At 67.4% G+C, this 17,546-nt stretch carries 12 protein-coding genes; 11 read left to right on the forward strand and 1 reads right to left on the reverse strand.

Annotated elements, in window-relative coordinates; translation table 11 throughout:
* Positions 1–35: 35 nt before the first annotated feature.
* Entirely contained in the window at positions 36–1,124 is a 1,089-nt protein-coding gene (locus AC1DXI_RS06635; protein WP_476937959.1) for a sunset domain-containing protein, read from the reverse strand.
* A 185-nt stretch (positions 1,125–1,309) separates the two neighbouring features.
* Here AC1DXI_RS06635 and AC1DXI_RS06640 point away from each other — a divergent pair, with 185 nt between their 5' ends.
* The 11 genes from AC1DXI_RS06640 (at position 1,310) to AC1DXI_RS06690 (ending at position 17,508) form a co-directional block, all read left to right on the forward strand.
* A complete protein-coding gene (locus tag AC1DXI_RS06640; RefSeq protein WP_476937960.1) occupies positions 1,310–2,248 on the forward strand; it encodes a LysR family transcriptional regulator in 939 nt (312 codons plus the stop codon).
* A gap of 129 nt (positions 2,249–2,377) precedes the next feature.
* Positions 2,378–4,099 (forward strand): dihydroxy-acid dehydratase, encoded by a 1,722-nt coding sequence (gene ilvD / locus AC1DXI_RS06645; protein WP_026538934.1) that lies wholly within the window; start codon positions 2,378–2,380, stop codon positions 4,097–4,099.
* A 365-nt stretch (positions 4,100–4,464) separates the two neighbouring features.
* Entirely contained in the window at positions 4,465–6,363 is a 1,899-nt protein-coding gene (locus tag AC1DXI_RS06650; RefSeq protein ID WP_476937961.1) for an acetolactate synthase large subunit, read from the forward strand.
* Between the two features lie 2 nt (positions 6,364–6,365).
* The gene (gene ilvN, locus AC1DXI_RS06655) at positions 6,366–6,878 is read left to right on the forward strand and encodes an acetolactate synthase small subunit (protein ID WP_018773531.1); all 513 of its coding nucleotides are present in this window, start codon (positions 6,366–6,368) and stop codon (positions 6,876–6,878) included.
* A 106-nt stretch (positions 6,879–6,984) separates the two neighbouring features.
* On the forward strand, positions 6,985–8,010 hold the full coding sequence (gene ilvC, locus AC1DXI_RS06660; RefSeq protein WP_026266449.1) for a ketol-acid reductoisomerase: 1,026 nt from the start codon (positions 6,985–6,987) through the stop codon (positions 8,008–8,010).
* A 127-nt stretch (positions 8,011–8,137) separates the two neighbouring features.
* The gene (gene serA, locus AC1DXI_RS06665) at positions 8,138–9,733 is read left to right on the forward strand and encodes a phosphoglycerate dehydrogenase (protein ID WP_018773529.1); all 1,596 of its coding nucleotides are present in this window, start codon (positions 8,138–8,140) and stop codon (positions 9,731–9,733) included.
* A gap of 205 nt (positions 9,734–9,938) precedes the next feature.
* On the forward strand, positions 9,939–12,725 hold the full coding sequence (locus AC1DXI_RS06670; protein ID WP_476937962.1) for an ABC transporter permease: 2,787 nt from the start codon (positions 9,939–9,941) through the stop codon (positions 12,723–12,725).
* Entirely contained in the window at positions 12,722–13,489 is a 768-nt protein-coding gene (locus tag AC1DXI_RS06675) for an ABC transporter ATP-binding protein (RefSeq protein WP_018773527.1), read from the forward strand. The genes AC1DXI_RS06670 and AC1DXI_RS06675 overlap by 4 nt, the downstream gene beginning before the upstream one ends.
* Positions 13,490–13,498: 9 nt before the next feature.
* Positions 13,499–15,058: a methionine--tRNA ligase gene (metG, locus tag AC1DXI_RS06680; RefSeq protein ID WP_476937963.1), complete on the forward strand. Its 1,560-nt coding sequence runs from the start codon at positions 13,499–13,501 to the stop codon at positions 15,056–15,058.
* 134 nt (positions 15,059–15,192) lie between these two features.
* Complete coding sequence (locus AC1DXI_RS06685; protein ID WP_476937964.1) at positions 15,193–16,245, forward strand: 3-isopropylmalate dehydrogenase; 1,053 nt, start codon at positions 15,193–15,195, stop codon at positions 16,243–16,245.
* A 150-nt stretch (positions 16,246–16,395) separates the two neighbouring features.
* The gene (locus tag AC1DXI_RS06690) at positions 16,396–17,508 is read left to right on the forward strand and encodes a branched-chain amino acid aminotransferase (RefSeq protein ID WP_026538929.1); all 1,113 of its coding nucleotides are present in this window, start codon (positions 16,396–16,398) and stop codon (positions 17,506–17,508) included.
* The last annotated feature ends 38 nt before the right edge of the window (positions 17,509–17,546 follow it).

The raw sequence follows: 17,546 nt of genomic DNA on the forward strand, positions 1-17,546 counted from the left end.
ATGGGAAGGCGTGGGCCGGCGGCCCGGGCCGCCGGCTACTGCCGTGTCCGGCGCGGCGGCCGAAACCCGGCCGCTTCGGCGTGGGCCGGGGAGGCAAACCACACCTCAGCCCGGGTTTCTTCATACACCGGGCTGGTCTCGTCGTGGTAGATCATCGACGAGGCATTGCCCTTGACGGTGAAACCCTCCGGGCCGCTTCCGTCCGCCGCCGGAGCCGCTGACCCCTCCCCGTAGGGCTGCTCAGTGGCCAAATGGCCGGTGGGCTCGGCCGTTTGGCTGGCCGAGGCCCCGGCCGCCGCTGGCGAGGCTGCCGTCTGCGTCGTTTCCGTCTCAGCGAGATCCGCGGGCATCGCTGTGCCAGTCCCGGCGTCGGGCGCCGCGGGCATCGCCGTGCCAGTGCCAGTGGCGGGGACGGTGCCGGTGCTGGTTGTAGTGGCCGTGCCGGTAACCGAGTCCTCGTCGTCGACCGGTTCCGCGGCTGCCGATTCCGCCCCGGGCAGAGTCGGCGCGTGGGGCTCAGTGTATTCCGGGTGGTGGACGGGCAGGCCTGCCCCGCCAGTCTCCGCAGCCGCGCCAAGCTCGGCGGCCGTCACAGCGTGCGCACCGCGGGCCGGCTCAACGTGAGCTCCGGCGGTGTGCGTCTCCGCCGGCGGGGCGGTCTCGGACCACTGGGTCTCCCACTCGGCATTGCCCGTTGCGCCCGCTGCTGCAGGGACCGCCTCGGCGTCAGGCGTGACCGTCGGGGTCGCTGTGGCCGCCGCGGGCCCGGCCGCCTCGGGGGCAGCCGTGGCCTCCCGGGCAGGTGCGTCCGGCTCAGGCGCAGACGCTGCATCGGGCGCGGCCATCGCTGCGGCACCGGCGGCCGGCGTCGGACCCGCGGCCCCGGCCGCTGCCGGGCCGGCCATCGCTGCCGTACCCGCCGCCGCCGTCGGACTGGCTGCTGCCGCATCAGACACCGCCGTGGAACCGGCCACCGGCGTCGAACCGGCAGAAGTGCCGGTGCCGGTGCTGGTGCCTGCGGCGGATGAGGAATCTGCGCCCGGGCGGCTCTTGTTACGGTTCAGCAGCCACCAAACCACAGCGACCACCACGATGATGACGACGAGCCAGACGATCCAGTCCATAGCAGAGCCTTTCAGTCCGTGTTCAGCCCATGAGACATGGTTGCCGATGCTTGACGTTACGTCCGGGCAAAGCCGGCTGTCCACCCTCCCGGCGGCCAAATGCCGGGCATTCCTGGAGCGGATCTCCGGCCTGGTGAGCAGCCCCGAACCGGGATCAAACCCGGCCCGGCGTGTAGCCTCGCCTCATGGATTTCAAGCGACTGCAGATTCTGCGCGAACTCGCCGGCCGCGGGACCGTAGGCGCCACGGCCGAGGCCATGAAGGTCACGCCATCGGCAGTGTCGCAGCAGCTGAAGACCCTGCAGGAGGAACTGGGCGTCGTCCTGGTGGAGAAGTCCGGCAGGGGAGTGCGCCTCACCGAGGCAGGACTGGCCATGGCCGGGGCAGCCGCCGACGTGTCAACGGCCATGGCGCGGGCGGAAGCAACCATCGACACGTACCGGCGCGGTTGGCAGACGCGGGTGGTGGCAGCCTTCTTTCCCAGCGCCGCGGAGATGTTCCTGCCGGGCATGCTCCACCGGGTCAAGGCCGTCGAGGGGCTCCGGTTCGAGGCGCACTTCGAGGACCCGGGCGTTGCCGGGTTCGCCGGGCTGACCGCGGACTACGACATCGTCCTGGCGCACAGCGTCGACGGTCCGGAAGTCTTCGGCGGCCAGGGCCTGACGGTGGTGCCGCTGCTGGACGAACCCCTGGATGTAGCCTTGCCGGCCGGGCACGCTTTGGCCGGCAAAGCCACACTGTGCGCCGAGGACGTCGTCGGCTTTCCGTGGATGGGAGTCCCCGAGGGCTTTCCCTTCGACACCGTGCTGCGCCAGATCGAGGTGCGGGCCGACGCGCAGGCCGTCCGGGCCCAGCAGTTCCCGGATCTGCGGGTCCTGGAAGCCCTGGTCAGCGCCGGGCATGGGCTGAGCCTGCTGCCGCGGTACACGGCGGTCAGCAACCAGGGCCGGGGGTTCGTCCTGCGCCCGATCGAGGGCGTGAAGGCCAGCCGGAGCATCGTGGCGCTGGCCCGTCCTGACGTCGCGGCCAGGACCACCATCCAGCAGGTCCTGGCGATGCTCAAGGCCGAGGCCCAGGGTGTCGCCGAGGCCCCGGAACTGCGTGACGCGGCTCACCGGGCCTAAGGCAAATCAGACCCGGGTGTCATTATGTGAGACGAGGGTCCACTATTTGATCGAAATATTCCCGGTTTTCCGCTTAACGCTCCGTTCTTGGGTCGTTGGCGCCTATGGCAGAGCCCTAGACTTTGAGCCATGAGTCAGGACACCCAAACAGCAGCAGACACCAAGCCGGACATCAAGCCCCGCAGCCGGGTCGTTACCGATGGAATCCATGCCGCCCCCGCGCGCGGCATGTTCCGGGCGGTCGGCATGGGCGACGACGACTTCGCCAAGCCGCAGATCGGCGTGGCGAGCTCGTGGAACGAGATCACCCCCTGCAACCTTTCGTTGAACCGGCTCGCCCAGGGCGCCAAGGAAGGCGTCCACGCCGGCGGCGGGTTCCCCATGCAGTTCGGCACCATCTCCGTCTCGGACGGCATCTCCATGGGCCACGAGGGCATGCACTTCTCCCTGGTGTCCCGTGAAGTCATCGCCGACTCCGTCGAGACGGTCATGCAGGCCGAGCGGATCGACGGCTCTGTGCTCCTGGCCGGTTGCGACAAGTCGCTGCCCGGCATGCTGATGGCCGCGGCCCGCCTGGACCTGGCCGCCGTGTTCCTCTACGCCGGCTCCATCATGCCCGGCTGGGTCAAGCTCGAGGACGGCTCCGAAAAGGAAGTCACCCTCATCGACGCGTTCGAGGCCGTCGGTGCGTGCGCCGCCGGAAAGATGAGCCGCGAGGACCTGGACCGCATCGAAAAGGCAATCTGCCCGGGCGAGGGCGCCTGCGGCGGCATGTACACCGCCAACACCATGGCCTGCATCGGCGAGGCCCTGGGCATGTCCCTGCCCGGCTCCGCCGCACCGCCCTCCGCGGACCGCCGCCGCGACGCCTTTGCGCACAAGTCCGGCGAAGCCGTGGTGAACCTGCTGCGCCTGGGCATCACCGCCCGCGACATCATGACGCGCAAGGCGTTCGAGAACGCGATCGCCGTCACCATGGCCTTCGGCGGTTCCACCAACGCCGTGTTGCACCTGCTCGCGATCGCCCGCGAGGCCGAAGTGGAGCTGACGCTGGAAGACTTCAACCGGATCGGCGACAAGATCCCGCACCTGGGCGACCTCAAGCCGTTCGGCCGCTACGTCATGACCGACGTCGACAAGATCGGCGGCGTGCCGGTCATCATGAAGGCACTGCTCGACGCCGGCCTGCTGCACGGTGACTGCCTCACCGTCACCGGCAAGACCGTGGCCGAGAACCTCGCCGCGATCAACCCGCCGGACCTGGACGGCAAGATCCTGCGCGCACTGGACAATCCGATCCACAAGACCGGCGGCATCACCATCCTGCACGGTTCGATGGCCCCGGAAGGCGCCGTCGTCAAGAGCGCCGGCTTCGACGCCGACGTCTTCGAGGGCACGGCCCGCGTGTTCGAACGCGAACAGGGCGCGCTCGATGCCCTGGATAAGGGTGAGATCCACAAGGGCGACGTCGTCGTGATCCGCTACGAAGGCCCCAAGGGCGGTCCCGGCATGCGCGAGATGCTCGCCATCACCGGCGCCATCAAGGGCGCGGGCCTGGGCAAGGACGTCCTGCTGCTGACCGACGGGCGGTTCTCCGGCGGAACCACCGGCCTGTGCATCGGCCACGTCGCGCCGGAAGCCGTCGACGGCGGCCCCATCGCGTTCGTCAAGGACGGTGACCGGATCCGCGTGGACATCGCGGCCCGCACCTTCGACCTCCTGGTCGACGGCGCCGAGCTCGAGGCCCGCAAGGTCGGCTGGGAGCCGCTCCCGGCCAAGTTCACGAAGGGTGTGCTCGCCAAGTACGCCAAGCTCGTCCACAGCGCCTCCACGGGCGCGTACTGCGGGTGATTCCTACCCTGGGGGGGGGGGGGGGGGGGGGCTGCGGGCTCACCAAGGGAAAACGAGGGTCCCAACCAGTGGACACCGTTGTCCAAATAGTGAGACGCGGGCCGGGCTCGTTGACACCTGTCTCACTCAGAGGGAAAACTGAACGCATGATCGAGATCGTTACAGCCGGAGTCGCTGCAGTCGAGAGCACTGCGGGTGTTTCCGTCGTACTTACCAAGCGCGTGGCTCATTAGCCTTCACTGGTAACGAACCGTCACGCGCAACCCCTCGAAGAGCCCGTCGGCTGAGGGGTTTTTTTATTTCCCGCATCACCAGAACAACCCAGTAGTTCCACGATCACCGAAGATCCACAAAGGAAGAGTCCGATGAGCAAAGGATCGCCGATCAGCCCCTCGCTGATGGCCACCAAGTCCACTGGAGCCCACAAGGCTCCGGAACGCGTCGAACGTCCGGCTGACGCCGGCGTCGACTCTGCTGCCGTCTCTCCTGTCCTCGGACCGAACAACGTCGTACCCCCGACGGTCATGACCGGTTCGCAAGCAATTGTCCGCTCGCTCGAAGAACTCGGCGTCCAGGACATTTTCGGTTTGCCCGGTGGCGCGATCCTGCCCACCTATGACCCCTTGATGGCCTCCAAAATGAACCACGTTCTGGTCCGTCACGAACAGGGAGCCGGCCACGCCGCGCAAGGCTACGCCATGGTTACCGGACGGGTTGGCGTCTGCATCGCCACCTCGGGCCCGGGTGCCACCAACCTCGTTACCGCCATCATGGATGCCCACATGGACTCCGTGCCGATAGTGGCCATTACCGGCCAGGTCTCCAGCGGGGTGATCGGCACCGACGCATTCCAGGAAGCGGACATCGTCGGGATCACCATGCCGATCACGAAGCACTCCTTCCTGGTCACGGACCCCAACGACATCCCGCATGTGATGGCCGAGGCGTTCCACCTGGCGTCCACCGGACGCCCGGGCCCGGTCCTCGTGGACGTCGCCAAGGACGCCCAGCAGGGCCAGATGACGTTCTCCTGGCCGCCCAAGATCGATCTCCCGGGATACCGGCCGGTGGTGCGCGGCCACAGCAAGCAGGTCCGCGAGGCCGCCCGGCTCATTTCCGCTGCCAGCAAGCCCGTGCTCTACGTCGGCGGCGGAGTGGTCAAGGCCCACGCCTCGGCCGAGCTGCGCGAACTGGCCGAGCTGACCGGCGCCCCCGTGGTCACCACCCTGATGGCCCGGGGCGTGTTCCCGGACTCGCACCCGCAGCACGTGGGCATGCCGGGCATGCACGGCACGGTTTCCGCCGTGACGGCCCTGCAGCAGTCGGACCTGCTGATCACCCTGGGCGCCCGGTTCGATGACCGCGTCACCGGCATCCTGAAGTCCTTTGCCCCGAACGCCAAGGTCATCCACGCCGACATTGATCCGGCGGAAATCTCCAAGAACCGCACGGCCGACGTCCCGATCGTCGGCTCGGTCAAGGAGATCATCCCTGAACTGACCGAGGCCCTGCGCACGCAGTTCGAAGCCTTCGGCACCCCGGACCTGACCGCCTGGTGGGCGTTCCTTAACAACCTCAAGGAAACCTATCCGCTCGGCTGGACCGAACCCGAGGACGGCCTCAGCGCCCCGCAGCGCGTCATCGAACGCATCGGCGCCCTGACCGGACCCGAAGGCGTGTACGTCGCCGGCGTCGGACAGCACCAGATGTGGGCCTCGCAGTTCATCAAGTACGAACGCCCGCACGCCTGGCTCAACTCCGGCGGCGCCGGCACCATGGGCTACGCCGTGCCGGCGGCCATGGGCGCCAAAGTGGGCGAACCGAACCGCGTTGTCTGGGCGATCGACGGCGACGGCTGCTTCCAGATGACCAACCAGGAACTGGCCACCTGCGCGATCAACAAGATCCCCATCAAGGTCGCCATCATCAACAACTCCTCCTTGGGCATGGTCCGGCAGTGGCAGACCCTCTTCTACGAGGGCCGCTACTCCAACACCGACCTCAACACCGGACACGACACGGTCCGCATCCCGGACTTCGTCAAGCTGGCGGACGCCTATGGCTGCGCTGCCTTCCGGTGCGAACGCGACGAGGACATCGACGCCACCATCCAGAAGGCACTGGAGATCAATGACCGCCCGGTGGTCATCGACTTCGTCGTGAGCCCCAACTCGATGGTGTGGCCGATGGTCCCCGCGGGGGTCAGTAACGACCAGATCCAGGTTGCCCGCAACATGACCCCGGAATGGGAAGAGGAGGACTGAACATGACCCGCCACACATTGTCCGTTCTGGTCGAAGACAAGCCCGGTGTGCTGACCCGCGTCGCCAGCCTCTTCGCCCGCCGGGCCTTCAACATCAATTCCCTGGCCGTCGGCCCCACCGAGGTCCCGGGCATGTCCCGGATGACCGTGGTGGTCGACGCCGATGGCGAGCTGATCGAACAGGTCACGAAGCAGCTGAACAAGCTGGTCAACGTGATCAAGATCGTCGAGCTCACCTCCGAATCTTCCGTACAGCGTGACCACATCCTGGTCAAGGTACGTGCGGATGCCGCAACACGCCTGCAGGTCACCCAGGCTGCAGACCTGTTCCGCGCTTCAGTGGTCGACGTCTCCACAGAGTCGGTGGTCATTGAGGCAACGGGCCACCCCGAGAAGCTCACAGCACTGTTGTCAGTGCTGGAGCCATTCGGCATCCGCGAAATCGTGCAGTCCGGCACCTTGGCCGTTGGGCGGGGATCCCGCTCCATGAGTGACAGGGCCCTCCGCAGCGCGTAGGACCGCGTTAACACCGCGTAAGACAGCGCATATGCGGAGCCGCCCCGTTGTACCGCAGCACCACAGACAATATCTACCAAGAATCCACTCAAAAGGAGACACCCCAGTGACTGAAATGTTTTACGACGACGACGCCGACCTGTCGATCATCCAGGGCCGCACCGTCGCCGTCATCGGTTACGGCTCCCAGGGCCATGCCCACGCCCTCAGCCTGCGCGATTCCGGCGTTGACGTCCGCGTCGGCCTGAAGGAGGGCTCGAAGTCCCGGGCCAAGGCCGAGGCCGAGGGCCTGCGGGTCCTGAACGTTGCCGACGCCGTCGCCGAGGCCGACCTCATCATGGTCCTGACCCCGGACCAGGTGCAGCGCCACGTTTACGCCGAGGACATCGCCCCGAACCTGCAGCCGGGCGACGCCCTGTTCTTCGGCCACGGCTTCAACATCCGCTACGGCTACATCCAGCCGCCGGCCGACGTCGACGTCGCCCTCGTCGCCCCCAAGGGCCCGGGCCACATCGTGCGCCGCGAGTTTGAAGCCGGCCGCGGCGTGCCGGACCTGATCGCCGTCGAGCAGAACCCGTCGGGCAAGGCCAAGGAACTGGCCCTGTCCTACGCCAAGGCGATCGGCGGCACCCGTGCGGGCGTCATCGAGACCACCTTCACCGAAGAGACCGAAACCGACCTCTTCGGCGAGCAGGCTGTCCTTTGCGGCGGCGCCTCGCAGCTGATCCAGTACGGCTTCGAGACCCTCACCGAGGCCGGCTACAAGCCCGAGGTCGCCTACTTCGAGGTACTGCACGAGCTCAAGCTGATCGTCGACCTCATGGTCGAGGGCGGCATCGCCAAGCAGCGCTGGAGCGTCTCGGACACCGCGGAATACGGCGACTACGTCTCCGGCCCCCGCGTCATCACCCCGCAGGTGAAGGAAAACATGAAGGCTGTCCTCGCGGACATCCAGGACGGCACCTTCGCCAAGCGCTTCATCGACGACCAGGACGCCGGCGCACCGGAGTTCAAGGCGCTGCGCAAGAAGGGTGAGGACCACCCGATCGAGGCCACCGGCCGCGAACTGCGCAAGCTGTTCTCCTGGATCAAGAACGAAGACGACTACACCGAAGGAACAGTGGCCCGCTAGGCACTGCCCGGCAGGGGAGCCGGACACCACATCATGGGGTCCGGCTTCCCTGCTGTCCAGCACCACCCGCATCACCCGATTCACCAAAATCCCCACCAGATACACAAGAGAGCTAAAGAGGTCACCGGTGACAAGCACCAAACCTGTCGTACTCCTCGCTGAGGAACTTTCGCCCGCCACAGTCGAGGCCCTCGGCCCGGACTTTGAAATCCGCCAGACTGACGGCTCCGACCGTTCCCAGCTGCTCTCCGCGATCGCCGACGTCGACGCGATCCTGGTCCGCTCCGCCACCCAGCTGGACGCCGAGGCCATCGCCGCCGCCAAGAACCTCAAGGTCATCGCCCGCGCCGGCGTCGGCCTGGACAACGTGGACATCAAGGCGGCCACCCAGGCCGGCGTCATGGTGGTCAACGCGCCGACCTCCAACATCGTCTCCGCCGCCGAACTGACCGTCGGGCACATCCTGAGCCTCGCCCGCCACATCCCGCAGGCCAGCTCCGCCCTCAAGGACGGGGAGTGGAAGCGGTCCAAGTACACCGGCATCGAGCTCTTCGAGAAGAAGATCGGCATCATCGGCCTGGGCCGGATCGGCGCCCTGGTCGCGGCCCGCCTGAAGGGCTTCGACACCAAGATCCTCGCGTACGACCCCTACATCACCTCCGCCCGGGCCGCCCAGCTCGGCGTGCAGCTGGTGACGCTCGATGAGCTCCTGGCACAGTCGGACTTCATCACCATCCACATGCCCAAGACCCCGGAAACCGTCGGCATGCTCGGCGCCGAGGCCTTCAAGAAGATGAAGAGCACGGCGTACGTCGTCAACGTCGCCCGCGGCGGCCTGGTGGACGAGGAAGCCCTCTACACCGCGCTGCAGGCCGGTGACATCGCCGGCGCCGGCGTCGACGTCTTCTCCAAGGAACCCAGCACCGACCTGCCGTTCTTCAAACTCGACAACGTGGTGGTGACCCCGCACCTGGGCGCCTCCACCGACGAGGCCCAGGAAAAGGCCGGGGTATCCGTCGCCAAGTCCGTCCGCCTGGCCCTGGCCGGCGAACTGGTCCCCGACGCCGTCAACGTCGCCGGCGGCGTCATCGCCCCGGACGTCCGCCCCGGCATCCCGCTGATGGAAAAGCTGGGCCGAATCTTCACCGCCCTGACCCATGCCTCCCTCACCCAGTTCGACGTCGAGGTGGCCGGCGAGATCTCCTCGCTCGATGTCAAGGTCCTGGAACTCGCGGCGCTCAAGGGCATCTTCGCCGACGTCGTGACCGAGCAGGTCTCCTACGTCAACGCCCCCGTCATCGCCGAGCAGCGCGGCATCAACGTCCGGCTCATCACGACCCCGGACACCGAGTCGTACCGCAACGTCCTGACCCTGCGCGGCGCCCTCAGCGACGGCAGCCAGATCTCCGTCGCGGGAACCCTGACGGGCCCGAAGCAGATCCAGAAACTGGTCGGCGTCAACGGCTACGAGGTGGAAATCCCGATCAGCGAACACCTCGTGGTGGTTGCCTACACGGACCGCCCCGGCGTGATCGGCACGATCGGGCACATCCTGGGCATGAACAACATCAACATCGCCGGCATGCAGGTGGCACGCCAGGCAGAGGGCGGCCAGGTGCTGGCCCTGCTGACCATCGACAGTTCCGTTCCCCAGCAGGTCCTTGACGCGATCAAGGCCGGGATCGGCGCTGACATGGTCCGCGAGGTTGACCTCGAGGACTAAAATCCTCCCCGCAGGGCCCCGGCGGCGGCATGACCGCCGCCGGCGGCCACGAGCGGCCGGCCGGTCTGCGTACAATGGCTAGGACCGAATTTCAGGTCTTGGCCGGCAGACCGGCCTTTACTTTTGCACGCCCGGCACGGGACGCCTTCAATTCCGCAGGAAATGAACTGCGGCGTGCGCACGCAATCCAGCTTTCAGGAGCCCAATGAACGCCGTCCAGAGGTTCATCAGAAGCAGAGTGCTTTTGCTGACCGCGTCCATTTTGATCGTGGCCATGTGCCTGTCCGTGCTCGTCCAGGGTCAGTCCCAGGCGGCGCTGAGCAGGACCGTGGACCAAAACTCCCGGGGGCTCTATGACGTCCTGGTGCAGGCCAAGGCGAAGGATGACGGCGGCCTGATGCAGCCGGACATCGCCACCGGCCAGGGCGGCATCAGCTTCGAGCAGCTGGATTCGATCCGCAAGCTCTCCGGCACCTCGGTGGCCGCCCCCATCAGCCTGGTCTCGCGCGTGACGCAGAACCTGGAGTCGCCGCGGCTGGACGCCACCGACTACCTGGGCTTCAACGCTGGCCTCGCGGGCACCTCCGGCGACCCGACCGCCACGGACCCGAGCAAGTGGCCGGCCGCGGAATCGGTGCTGAGCGACACGCCGAAGAAGTACCGCCTCACGGCCAGCGCCGTCAGCTCCGACGGCAACTCGGACCAGACCCTGTTCAAGACCACGGCCGAGGGCTCCCTCGGCAAGGCGAAGCTGGTCGAGGAACAGGTTGAAGGCGGCAAGAACGTCCGCATCCAGGGCCCGGACGGCGAGACCGGCATCAAGTTCCCCACCCCGGCCGGCGGCTCCGAGCACAACCTCTTCAACCTCTCCGTTTCCCTGCCGATGGCTCCGCAGGTGACCGAGTCCGTCGTCGCCGTCGATCCCGTCTCCGAACGCGCGCTGCTCGGCACGGCCGGTGACTTCCTGTCCCCGCTGGAGAAGGCCCCGCCCGCGGACGCCCGCAACGCCGGCGCGATCGGCCGGCACTTCGAGAGCCTCTTCACCAACGGCATCAGCATGGACGAACTCAAGGAAGGCCCGGACTTCCTCGGCGTCAAGCTCAAGTACTGGGCACCGCTGATGACCCAGTACCAGCAGGCCAAGCGCGACGGCCAGCTCACCGACGATTCGCAGGCCATCCCGCTGATCGTGCGCTCGGGCACCGCCCTGGACCTGAAGTACTCGGTCAAAATCGAGGAAATCGACGACTCCGGCAACGTCACCAAGGACGTCGGGACCGTGACCCGCTCGCTGGACAAGGACTACCTGCCGTTCGTCTCCAAGTCCCCGTTCGCCCTCGCCTGGCCCGGATCCAAGGACCTCTCCCAGCTCATGGGCGACACCGGATCCTTCAGCCAGGGCCTCTACAACCCGGCCACCTGGACCACTAACTTCGCTGCCGCCCCGACGTACAAGGACGGCGAAACCGCCGCCAACGGCGCCGTGGACAAGAGCGCCACGCCCGGTGACTGGGTCACCGTGAACCGCCTGCCGGACAAGGCCGCCAACGGCGAAGCCGTCGACCAGACCCAGCGCGAGCCGGTAGACGAGCGCTCCTACCGCCAAAACCTCGAAACCGGCAAGAAGCTGGCCACGCCGCTGGCCATGGTCTACGGCACCTTCGACGCCGCGAACGTCAAGGAAGCTGCCGGCGACGTCAACCGGCTGCCCCTGGGCGGCTACGACCCCGCGCCGTTCACCCTGACCAAGGACGCGTCCGGCAAGGACGTCAACACCGAACTCAAGCCTTCGCTGAGCGCCACGGGCCTGGTCAGCCAGTCCGCCGGAGCCATCACCGACTACTACGGCCTTGCGGCCGCCCGCGGTTACGACACGAACGCCAACGTGATCGACGCCGTCCGGGTCCGCGCCAAGGTCCCCGGCAGCTGGAAGCAGGCGCAGCCCGAGGTCGAGAAGCTCGCCAACGAGATCCGCGACATGGGCCTGCAGGCCACCGTGGTGGCCGGTTCGGCCCGCGAAGACGCCAGCATCGCCGTTCCCGGCTACTCCAAGGACGACGCCGGGAAGGAATCGCCGCTGGGCACCGTGCAGCAGTCGTGGGTCCGCCAGGACGCCGCGGACGCCGTTTCCGGCTCCCTGACCGCCACGAACCTGACCCTGCTGTTCCTGACCCTCTGCGGCGCCGCCCTCCTGACCGGCGCCTCCACCGTCAGCTACATCCGTAAACGGCGCAGCGAGGCCGGAACCCTCCGCGCCATGGGCTGGACCCAGCGCAAGATCCGTTCCTGGGTGCTGGCCGAATTCGGCGTCGGCGCCGCGCTGCTGGCCGTCGTCGGAATCGTCCTGAGCCTGATCAGCTGGAGCACCGCCACCGCGGTGGTCTCGGCGTCGGTCCTGGCGCTGTACGCCGGTGCGGCGTTCGTCGCCGCGCAGCAGCTGCGCCACCGCGACGTCGTGGACCAGGAGCCGCAACACGATGAACGGCTCATCGCGGTTGATTCCCCGCTGACCTTCGCCAACCGGCAGCTGAGCACGAACAAGTTCAACACCATCTCGCTGGCCGTTGCCGTCGGTGTCTTCGCCGCGGCCGTCGGCGGACTTGTCGCCCTGCTGATCGATATTCCGCGGGCCGCGGGCGCCAGCGCCCTCAGCGGGCTGGCCGCGGCCAGCATCGCCCTGCCCAGCATCATCCTGGGCGTGTCCGGCGTCGCCGTAGGGCTGCTGCTGACCATGGTCACCGGGCGCTTCGAGCTGCAGGCCAAGCGCCAGTACCTCGGCACGCTGCGGGCCATGGGCTGGAACCCGGACATGCTGGGCCAGGTCCGCTTCTTTGAAAACGCCATGGTGGGAACCGTCGCGCTGCCGCTGGGTGTTGTGGGCGCCCTCGGCATCGGCCTCCTCCTGGCCCCTTATGCCGCGCTGTGGGCCGCAATTGCCGGTCTCGTAGCTGTACTTTGCTGGATTCCGATTGCAACGAAAGTGGTCCAATGACTAACGAGCTGAACCTTGACCGGGAGGCACACGACCGGATGACCGCCAGCACCCGTCGCGGTGCGCACAAGACCCGCGCCAACACGATCGTGAAGGCCACGGACCACGCCACCCCGCTGGAACTGAGCAACATCACCATCCACTACGGCGGCGGCAAGGGTGGTGCCGAGGCCGTCAACGTCGTGGACGACTTCAACATGACGCTGCATGCCGGCGAAATGCACTGCGTCGCGGGCCGCTCCGGCTCGGGCAAGACCAGCATCCTGACCGTCGGCGCGGGGCTGACCCTGCCGACGTCGGGCCGGGTGTTCTGGGAGGGCGACTCGCTTGAGACCATGGGCGACGACGAGATCGCCGACCGCCGCCGGGCCCTGATCGGCTACGTTGACCAGGGCGGTGCCCTGATCGACGGGATGAGCGCGCTCGAGAACGTCCTGCTGCCGGCCGTGCCGGACGGTGAGGTCGAGAAGCGCCGCGACATGGCCAAGGACCTCCTGGACCTCGTGGGCCTGGGCCGGCGCATGCGCCACCGCCCCGCGCAGCTTTCCGGCGGTGAACGCCAGCGCGTCGCGATCGCCCGGGCGCTCATCCTCGGCACCCGCGTCCTGGTGGTCGACGAGCCCACGGCCAGCCTGGACCGTGCCGCGGCCAACCGCATCATCAGCATCCTCAAGGACACCACCTCGGACGGCATTGCCGTGCTGGTGGCTTCACATGACCACGAACTGGTCCGCCAGAGCGATACCCTCACAGAACTGATCTAGATTTAGACCGTGACTTCAACTGACAAGACCCCGTTCTACATCACCACGGCCATCACGTACCCCAACGGGGTACCGCACATCGGCCATGCGTACGAGTACATCGCCACCGATGCGATGGCCCGGTTCAAGCGCCTGGACGGGTACGACGTCTTCTTCCTGACCGGCACTGACGAGCACGGCATGAAGATCGCCCAGACCGCCGAGAAGGAAGGGCTGGCGCCCAAGGAACTGGTGGACCGGAACGCCGAGATCTACAAGGCAGCGCACGCGGCCCTGGGGGTCTCGTACGACCGCTTCATCCGCACCACGGACGCCGACCACTACGCGGCGTCGCAGGCCATCTGGAAGAAGATGGAAGCCAACGGGGACATCTACCTGTCCAAGTACGAAGGCTGGTACTCGGTCCGCGACGAGGCGTTCTACGTTGAGGACGAGACCGTGGTCAAGGACGACGGAATCCGCTACTCGTGCGAATCCGACACCGAGGTCACCTGGACGGCCGAGGAGAGCTACTTCTTCCGGCTCTCCGCCTATCAGGACAAACTGCTGGCGCTCTACGAGGCCCACCCCGAATTCGGTGCCCCGCAGTCCCGCTTCAACGAGGTCATCAGCTTCGTCCGGCGCGGGCTGGAGGACCTGTCCATCAGCCGCACCACGTTCGACTGGGGCGTTCCCGTGCCCGGCAACGACAGGCACGTCATGTACGTATGGGTCGACGCGCTGACCAACTACCTCACCGGGGTCGGCTACCCGGACGTCGACTCGGACTCCTTCAAGAAGTTCTGGCCGGCCGACGTCCACGTGATCGGCAAGGACATTTCCCGCTTCCACGCCATCTACTGGCCGGCGTTCCTCATGAGCGCCGGACTTGAGCTGCCGAAGCGGATCATGATCCACGGCTTCCTGCAGAACAACGGCGTCAAGATGTCCAAGTCGCTGGGCAACGTGGTGGCCCCCGCGGACTTCGTGGCCCAGTACGGCCTGGACCAGGTGCGCTACTTCTTCCTGCGCGAGGTCCCGTTCGGCGCGGACGGCAACTACAACCATGAGGCAATCGTGGGCCGGATGAACTCCGACCTCGCCAACAACTTCGGCAACCTGGCCCAGCGGTCGCTGTCCATGGTGGCCAAGAACTGTGAGGGCCGCGTGCCCGCGCCCGGCGCATTTTCCGCCGAGGACACCGCGATTCTGGCCCAGGCCAACGGACTGCTGGACACCGCCCGGGCCGCGTTTGAGAAGCAGGAGTTCAGCCGCGCGCTGGAGGCCATCTGGGCTGTCCTGGGCGACACCAACGCCTACTTCGCCGAGCAGGCCCCGTGGGTGCTGCGCAAGACCGACGTCGAACGCATGAACACGGTGCTCTACGTGACGCTCGAGGTGCTGCGGATCGTCGCGATCCTGGCCCAGCCGGTCATGCCGGTGGCGACGGCGGCGATCCTGCACACGCTCGGCCAGCCCGAAGGCGGGGCGCGCCAGTTCTCGGCCCTTGGCACGCCGATCGCCGCCGGCACGGAACTGCCCGCCCCTGCCCCGGTGTTCCCGAAGTACGAGGAACCCGCCGAGGCCTGAGCCCTCACAGCCTGACGCCCCCGCACCCCCTGATCCGGGGGAGCGGGGGCGTTTGCTTTTTTTCCCGGGAGGAGGGGTGATCGAATAGTGAGACAACTTGACCAGAATGTGGATCACTTGGCTACCCTGAAAATATGAGCGCATCCACGATTGATCTGGCAGTCATCCCGGGCGACGGCATCGGCCCGGAGGTCACGGCCGAAGCCCTGAAGGTCCTTGAAAAGGCCGCGGCCGCGGAGGGGATCGTGCTCCAGCAGACCCACTACAAGCTGGGTGCGGAGCACTGGCTCGCGACGGGCGAGACCCTGCCGGCGGCCACCCTCGCCGACCTCCGCACCCGCGACGCCATCTTGTTCGGCGCAGTCGGGGCGGCGCCCGGCGATACCCGGATCCCCTCCGGAATCATCGAACGCGAACTCCTGCTCAAGCTGCGCTTCAGCCTGGACCACTTCGTCAACCTGCGCCCCTCCCGCCTGTACGCCGGCGTCGGCAGCCCGCTCGCGAACCCCGGCGAGATCGACTTCATCGTGGTCCGCGAAGGAACCGAAGGCCCCTACGTGGGCAACGGCGGCACGCTGCGCGCCGGCACCCCCCACGAGGTGGCCACCGAAGTGTCCCTGAACACCGCCCACGGCGTGGACCGCGTGGTCCGCGACGCGTTCCGCCGGGCCAACGACCGCCCCCGCAAAAAGCTCACCCTCGTGCACAAGCACAACGTCCTGGTCTTCGCCGGCCAGCTCTGGAAGCGCACGGTCGAGGCCGTGGCCCAGGAGTTCCCCGACGTCACGCACGACTACCTCCACGTGGACGCCGCCACGATTTTCATGGTCACTGATCCGGCCCGCTTCGACGTGATCGTCACCGACAACCTGTTCGGCGACATCATTACCGACCTCGCGGCGGCCGTGACCGGCGGGATTGGCCTCGCCGCGTCCGGCAACCTCAACATGGACCGCACCGCGCCGTCCATGTTCGAACCGGTCCACGGGTCCGCCCCGGACATTGCCGGCCAGCAGAAAGCCGACCCCACCGCGGCCATCCTCTCTGCGGCGCTCCTGCTCGACCACCTCGGCTTCGCCGGGGCCGCCCGGAAGATCGAGGCGGCCGTTACGGCCGACGTCGAAGCCCGCGACGGCGCCGTCCGCACCACCAGCGCGATCGGCGACGCCATCGCGGCGGCGCTGTAGGACCTGGCTGCATTTCCTGCACTGCAGGCGCCGCCATCACCGCAAAACCCTGCTGCCAACGGGCGTAAGCTTGTTTCGAATCACCAATATGCTGCCGTGGTCCGAGGGGGAACCACGTTCCCACACCAGGCAGCCGATCGTGGAGGAACCATGACTCAGACTGCCCATGGCGTCGAATTCACCCAGCACCTGTCGGAGACCCCGAAGTCTGCTGAAGAGCGTGCCGCCATCCTGGCAAACCCGGGGTTCGGCGACTATTTCACCGACCACACCGCGATTGTGGACTACAGCGTCGACGCCGCCGGCAACGGCGGCTGGCACGACGCGCGGGTTGAGCCCTACGGCCCGATTTCCCTTGACCCGTCCGCCGCAGTGCTGCACTACGGCCAGGAGATCTTCGAGGGCCTCAAGGCCTACCGCCACGCCGACGGCTCGGTCTGGACGTTCCGGCCCGAGGCCAACGCCGCCCGGCTGAACAAGTCCGCGCGGCGCCTGGCCCTGCCCGAACTCCCGGAAGAATACTTCCTCGGCGCCATCCGCGAACTCGTCGCGGCAGACAAGGACTGGGTCCCCGCCGGCGACGGCGAAGCCCTGTACCTGCGGCCCTTCATGATCGCCACCGAGGCGTTCCTGGGCGTGCGGGCAGCGCGCGAGGTCTCCTTCCGCGTGATCGCCTCCCCGGCCGGCAACTACTTCGGCGGCGAACTCAAGCCCGTCTCCATCTGGATCTCGCGCGAATACGCCCGCGCCGGCCGCGGCGGAACAGGCGCCGCCAAGTGCGGCGGCAACTACGCCGCCTCGCTGATCGCCCAGCAGGAGGCCGAGGCCAACGGCTGCAAGCAGGTCCTCTTCCTGGACCAGTTCAACGACAACGCCGTCGAGGAACTCGGCGGCATGAACGTCTTCTTCGTCATGAAGGACGGTTCGCTCGTCACCCCCGCGCTCTCCGGCACCATCCTGGAGGGGATCACCCGGATGTCCGTGATCCAGGTGGCCCGGGACATGGGCCGGGAAGTCACCGAACGCAAGATCACCCTGGATGAGTGGCGCGACGGTGTTGCCTCCGGAGAAATTGCCGAGGTCTTCGCCTGCGGCACCGCCGCGGTCATCACCCCCATCGGCGTGCTCAAGGACGCCACCGAGTTCATCGGCTCCGAGGACGCCAAGGCGGGGGAGACCACCCTGGCCATCCGCGCCCAGCTGCTCGGGATCCAGACCGGCACCGTGGAGGACACCCACGGCTGGCTAACCCGTCTGGCTTAGCCACAGCATGTCATAGCGCACGACGGCGGTCCCCACCT

This window comes from Arthrobacter sp. P1_H7 (assembly GCF_056405215.1).

Coding starts and splice junctions, on each gene's coding strand:
- AC1DXI_RS06690 (WP_026538929.1), top strand. CDS start 16,396: ATGACTCAGACTGCCCATGGCGTCGAATTCACCCAGCACCTGTCGGAG.
- AC1DXI_RS06670 (WP_476937962.1), top strand. CDS start 9,939: ATGAACGCCGTCCAGAGGTTCATCAGAAGCAGAGTGCTTTTGCTGACC.
- AC1DXI_RS06650 (WP_476937961.1), top strand. CDS start 4,465: ATGAGCAAAGGATCGCCGATCAGCCCCTCGCTGATGGCCACCAAGTCC.
- AC1DXI_RS06685 (WP_476937964.1), top strand. CDS start 15,193: ATGAGCGCATCCACGATTGATCTGGCAGTCATCCCGGGCGACGGCATC.
- AC1DXI_RS06675 (WP_018773527.1), top strand. CDS start 12,722: ATGACTAACGAGCTGAACCTTGACCGGGAGGCACACGACCGGATGACC.
- AC1DXI_RS06635 (WP_476937959.1), bottom strand. CDS start 1,124: ATGGACTGGATCGTCTGGCTCGTCGTCATCATCGTGGTGGTCGCTGTG.
- AC1DXI_RS06640 (WP_476937960.1), top strand. CDS start 1,310: ATGGATTTCAAGCGACTGCAGATTCTGCGCGAACTCGCCGGCCGCGGG.
- ilvD (WP_026538934.1), top strand. CDS start 2,378: ATGAGTCAGGACACCCAAACAGCAGCAGACACCAAGCCGGACATCAAG.
- ilvN (WP_018773531.1), top strand. CDS start 6,366: ATGACCCGCCACACATTGTCCGTTCTGGTCGAAGACAAGCCCGGTGTG.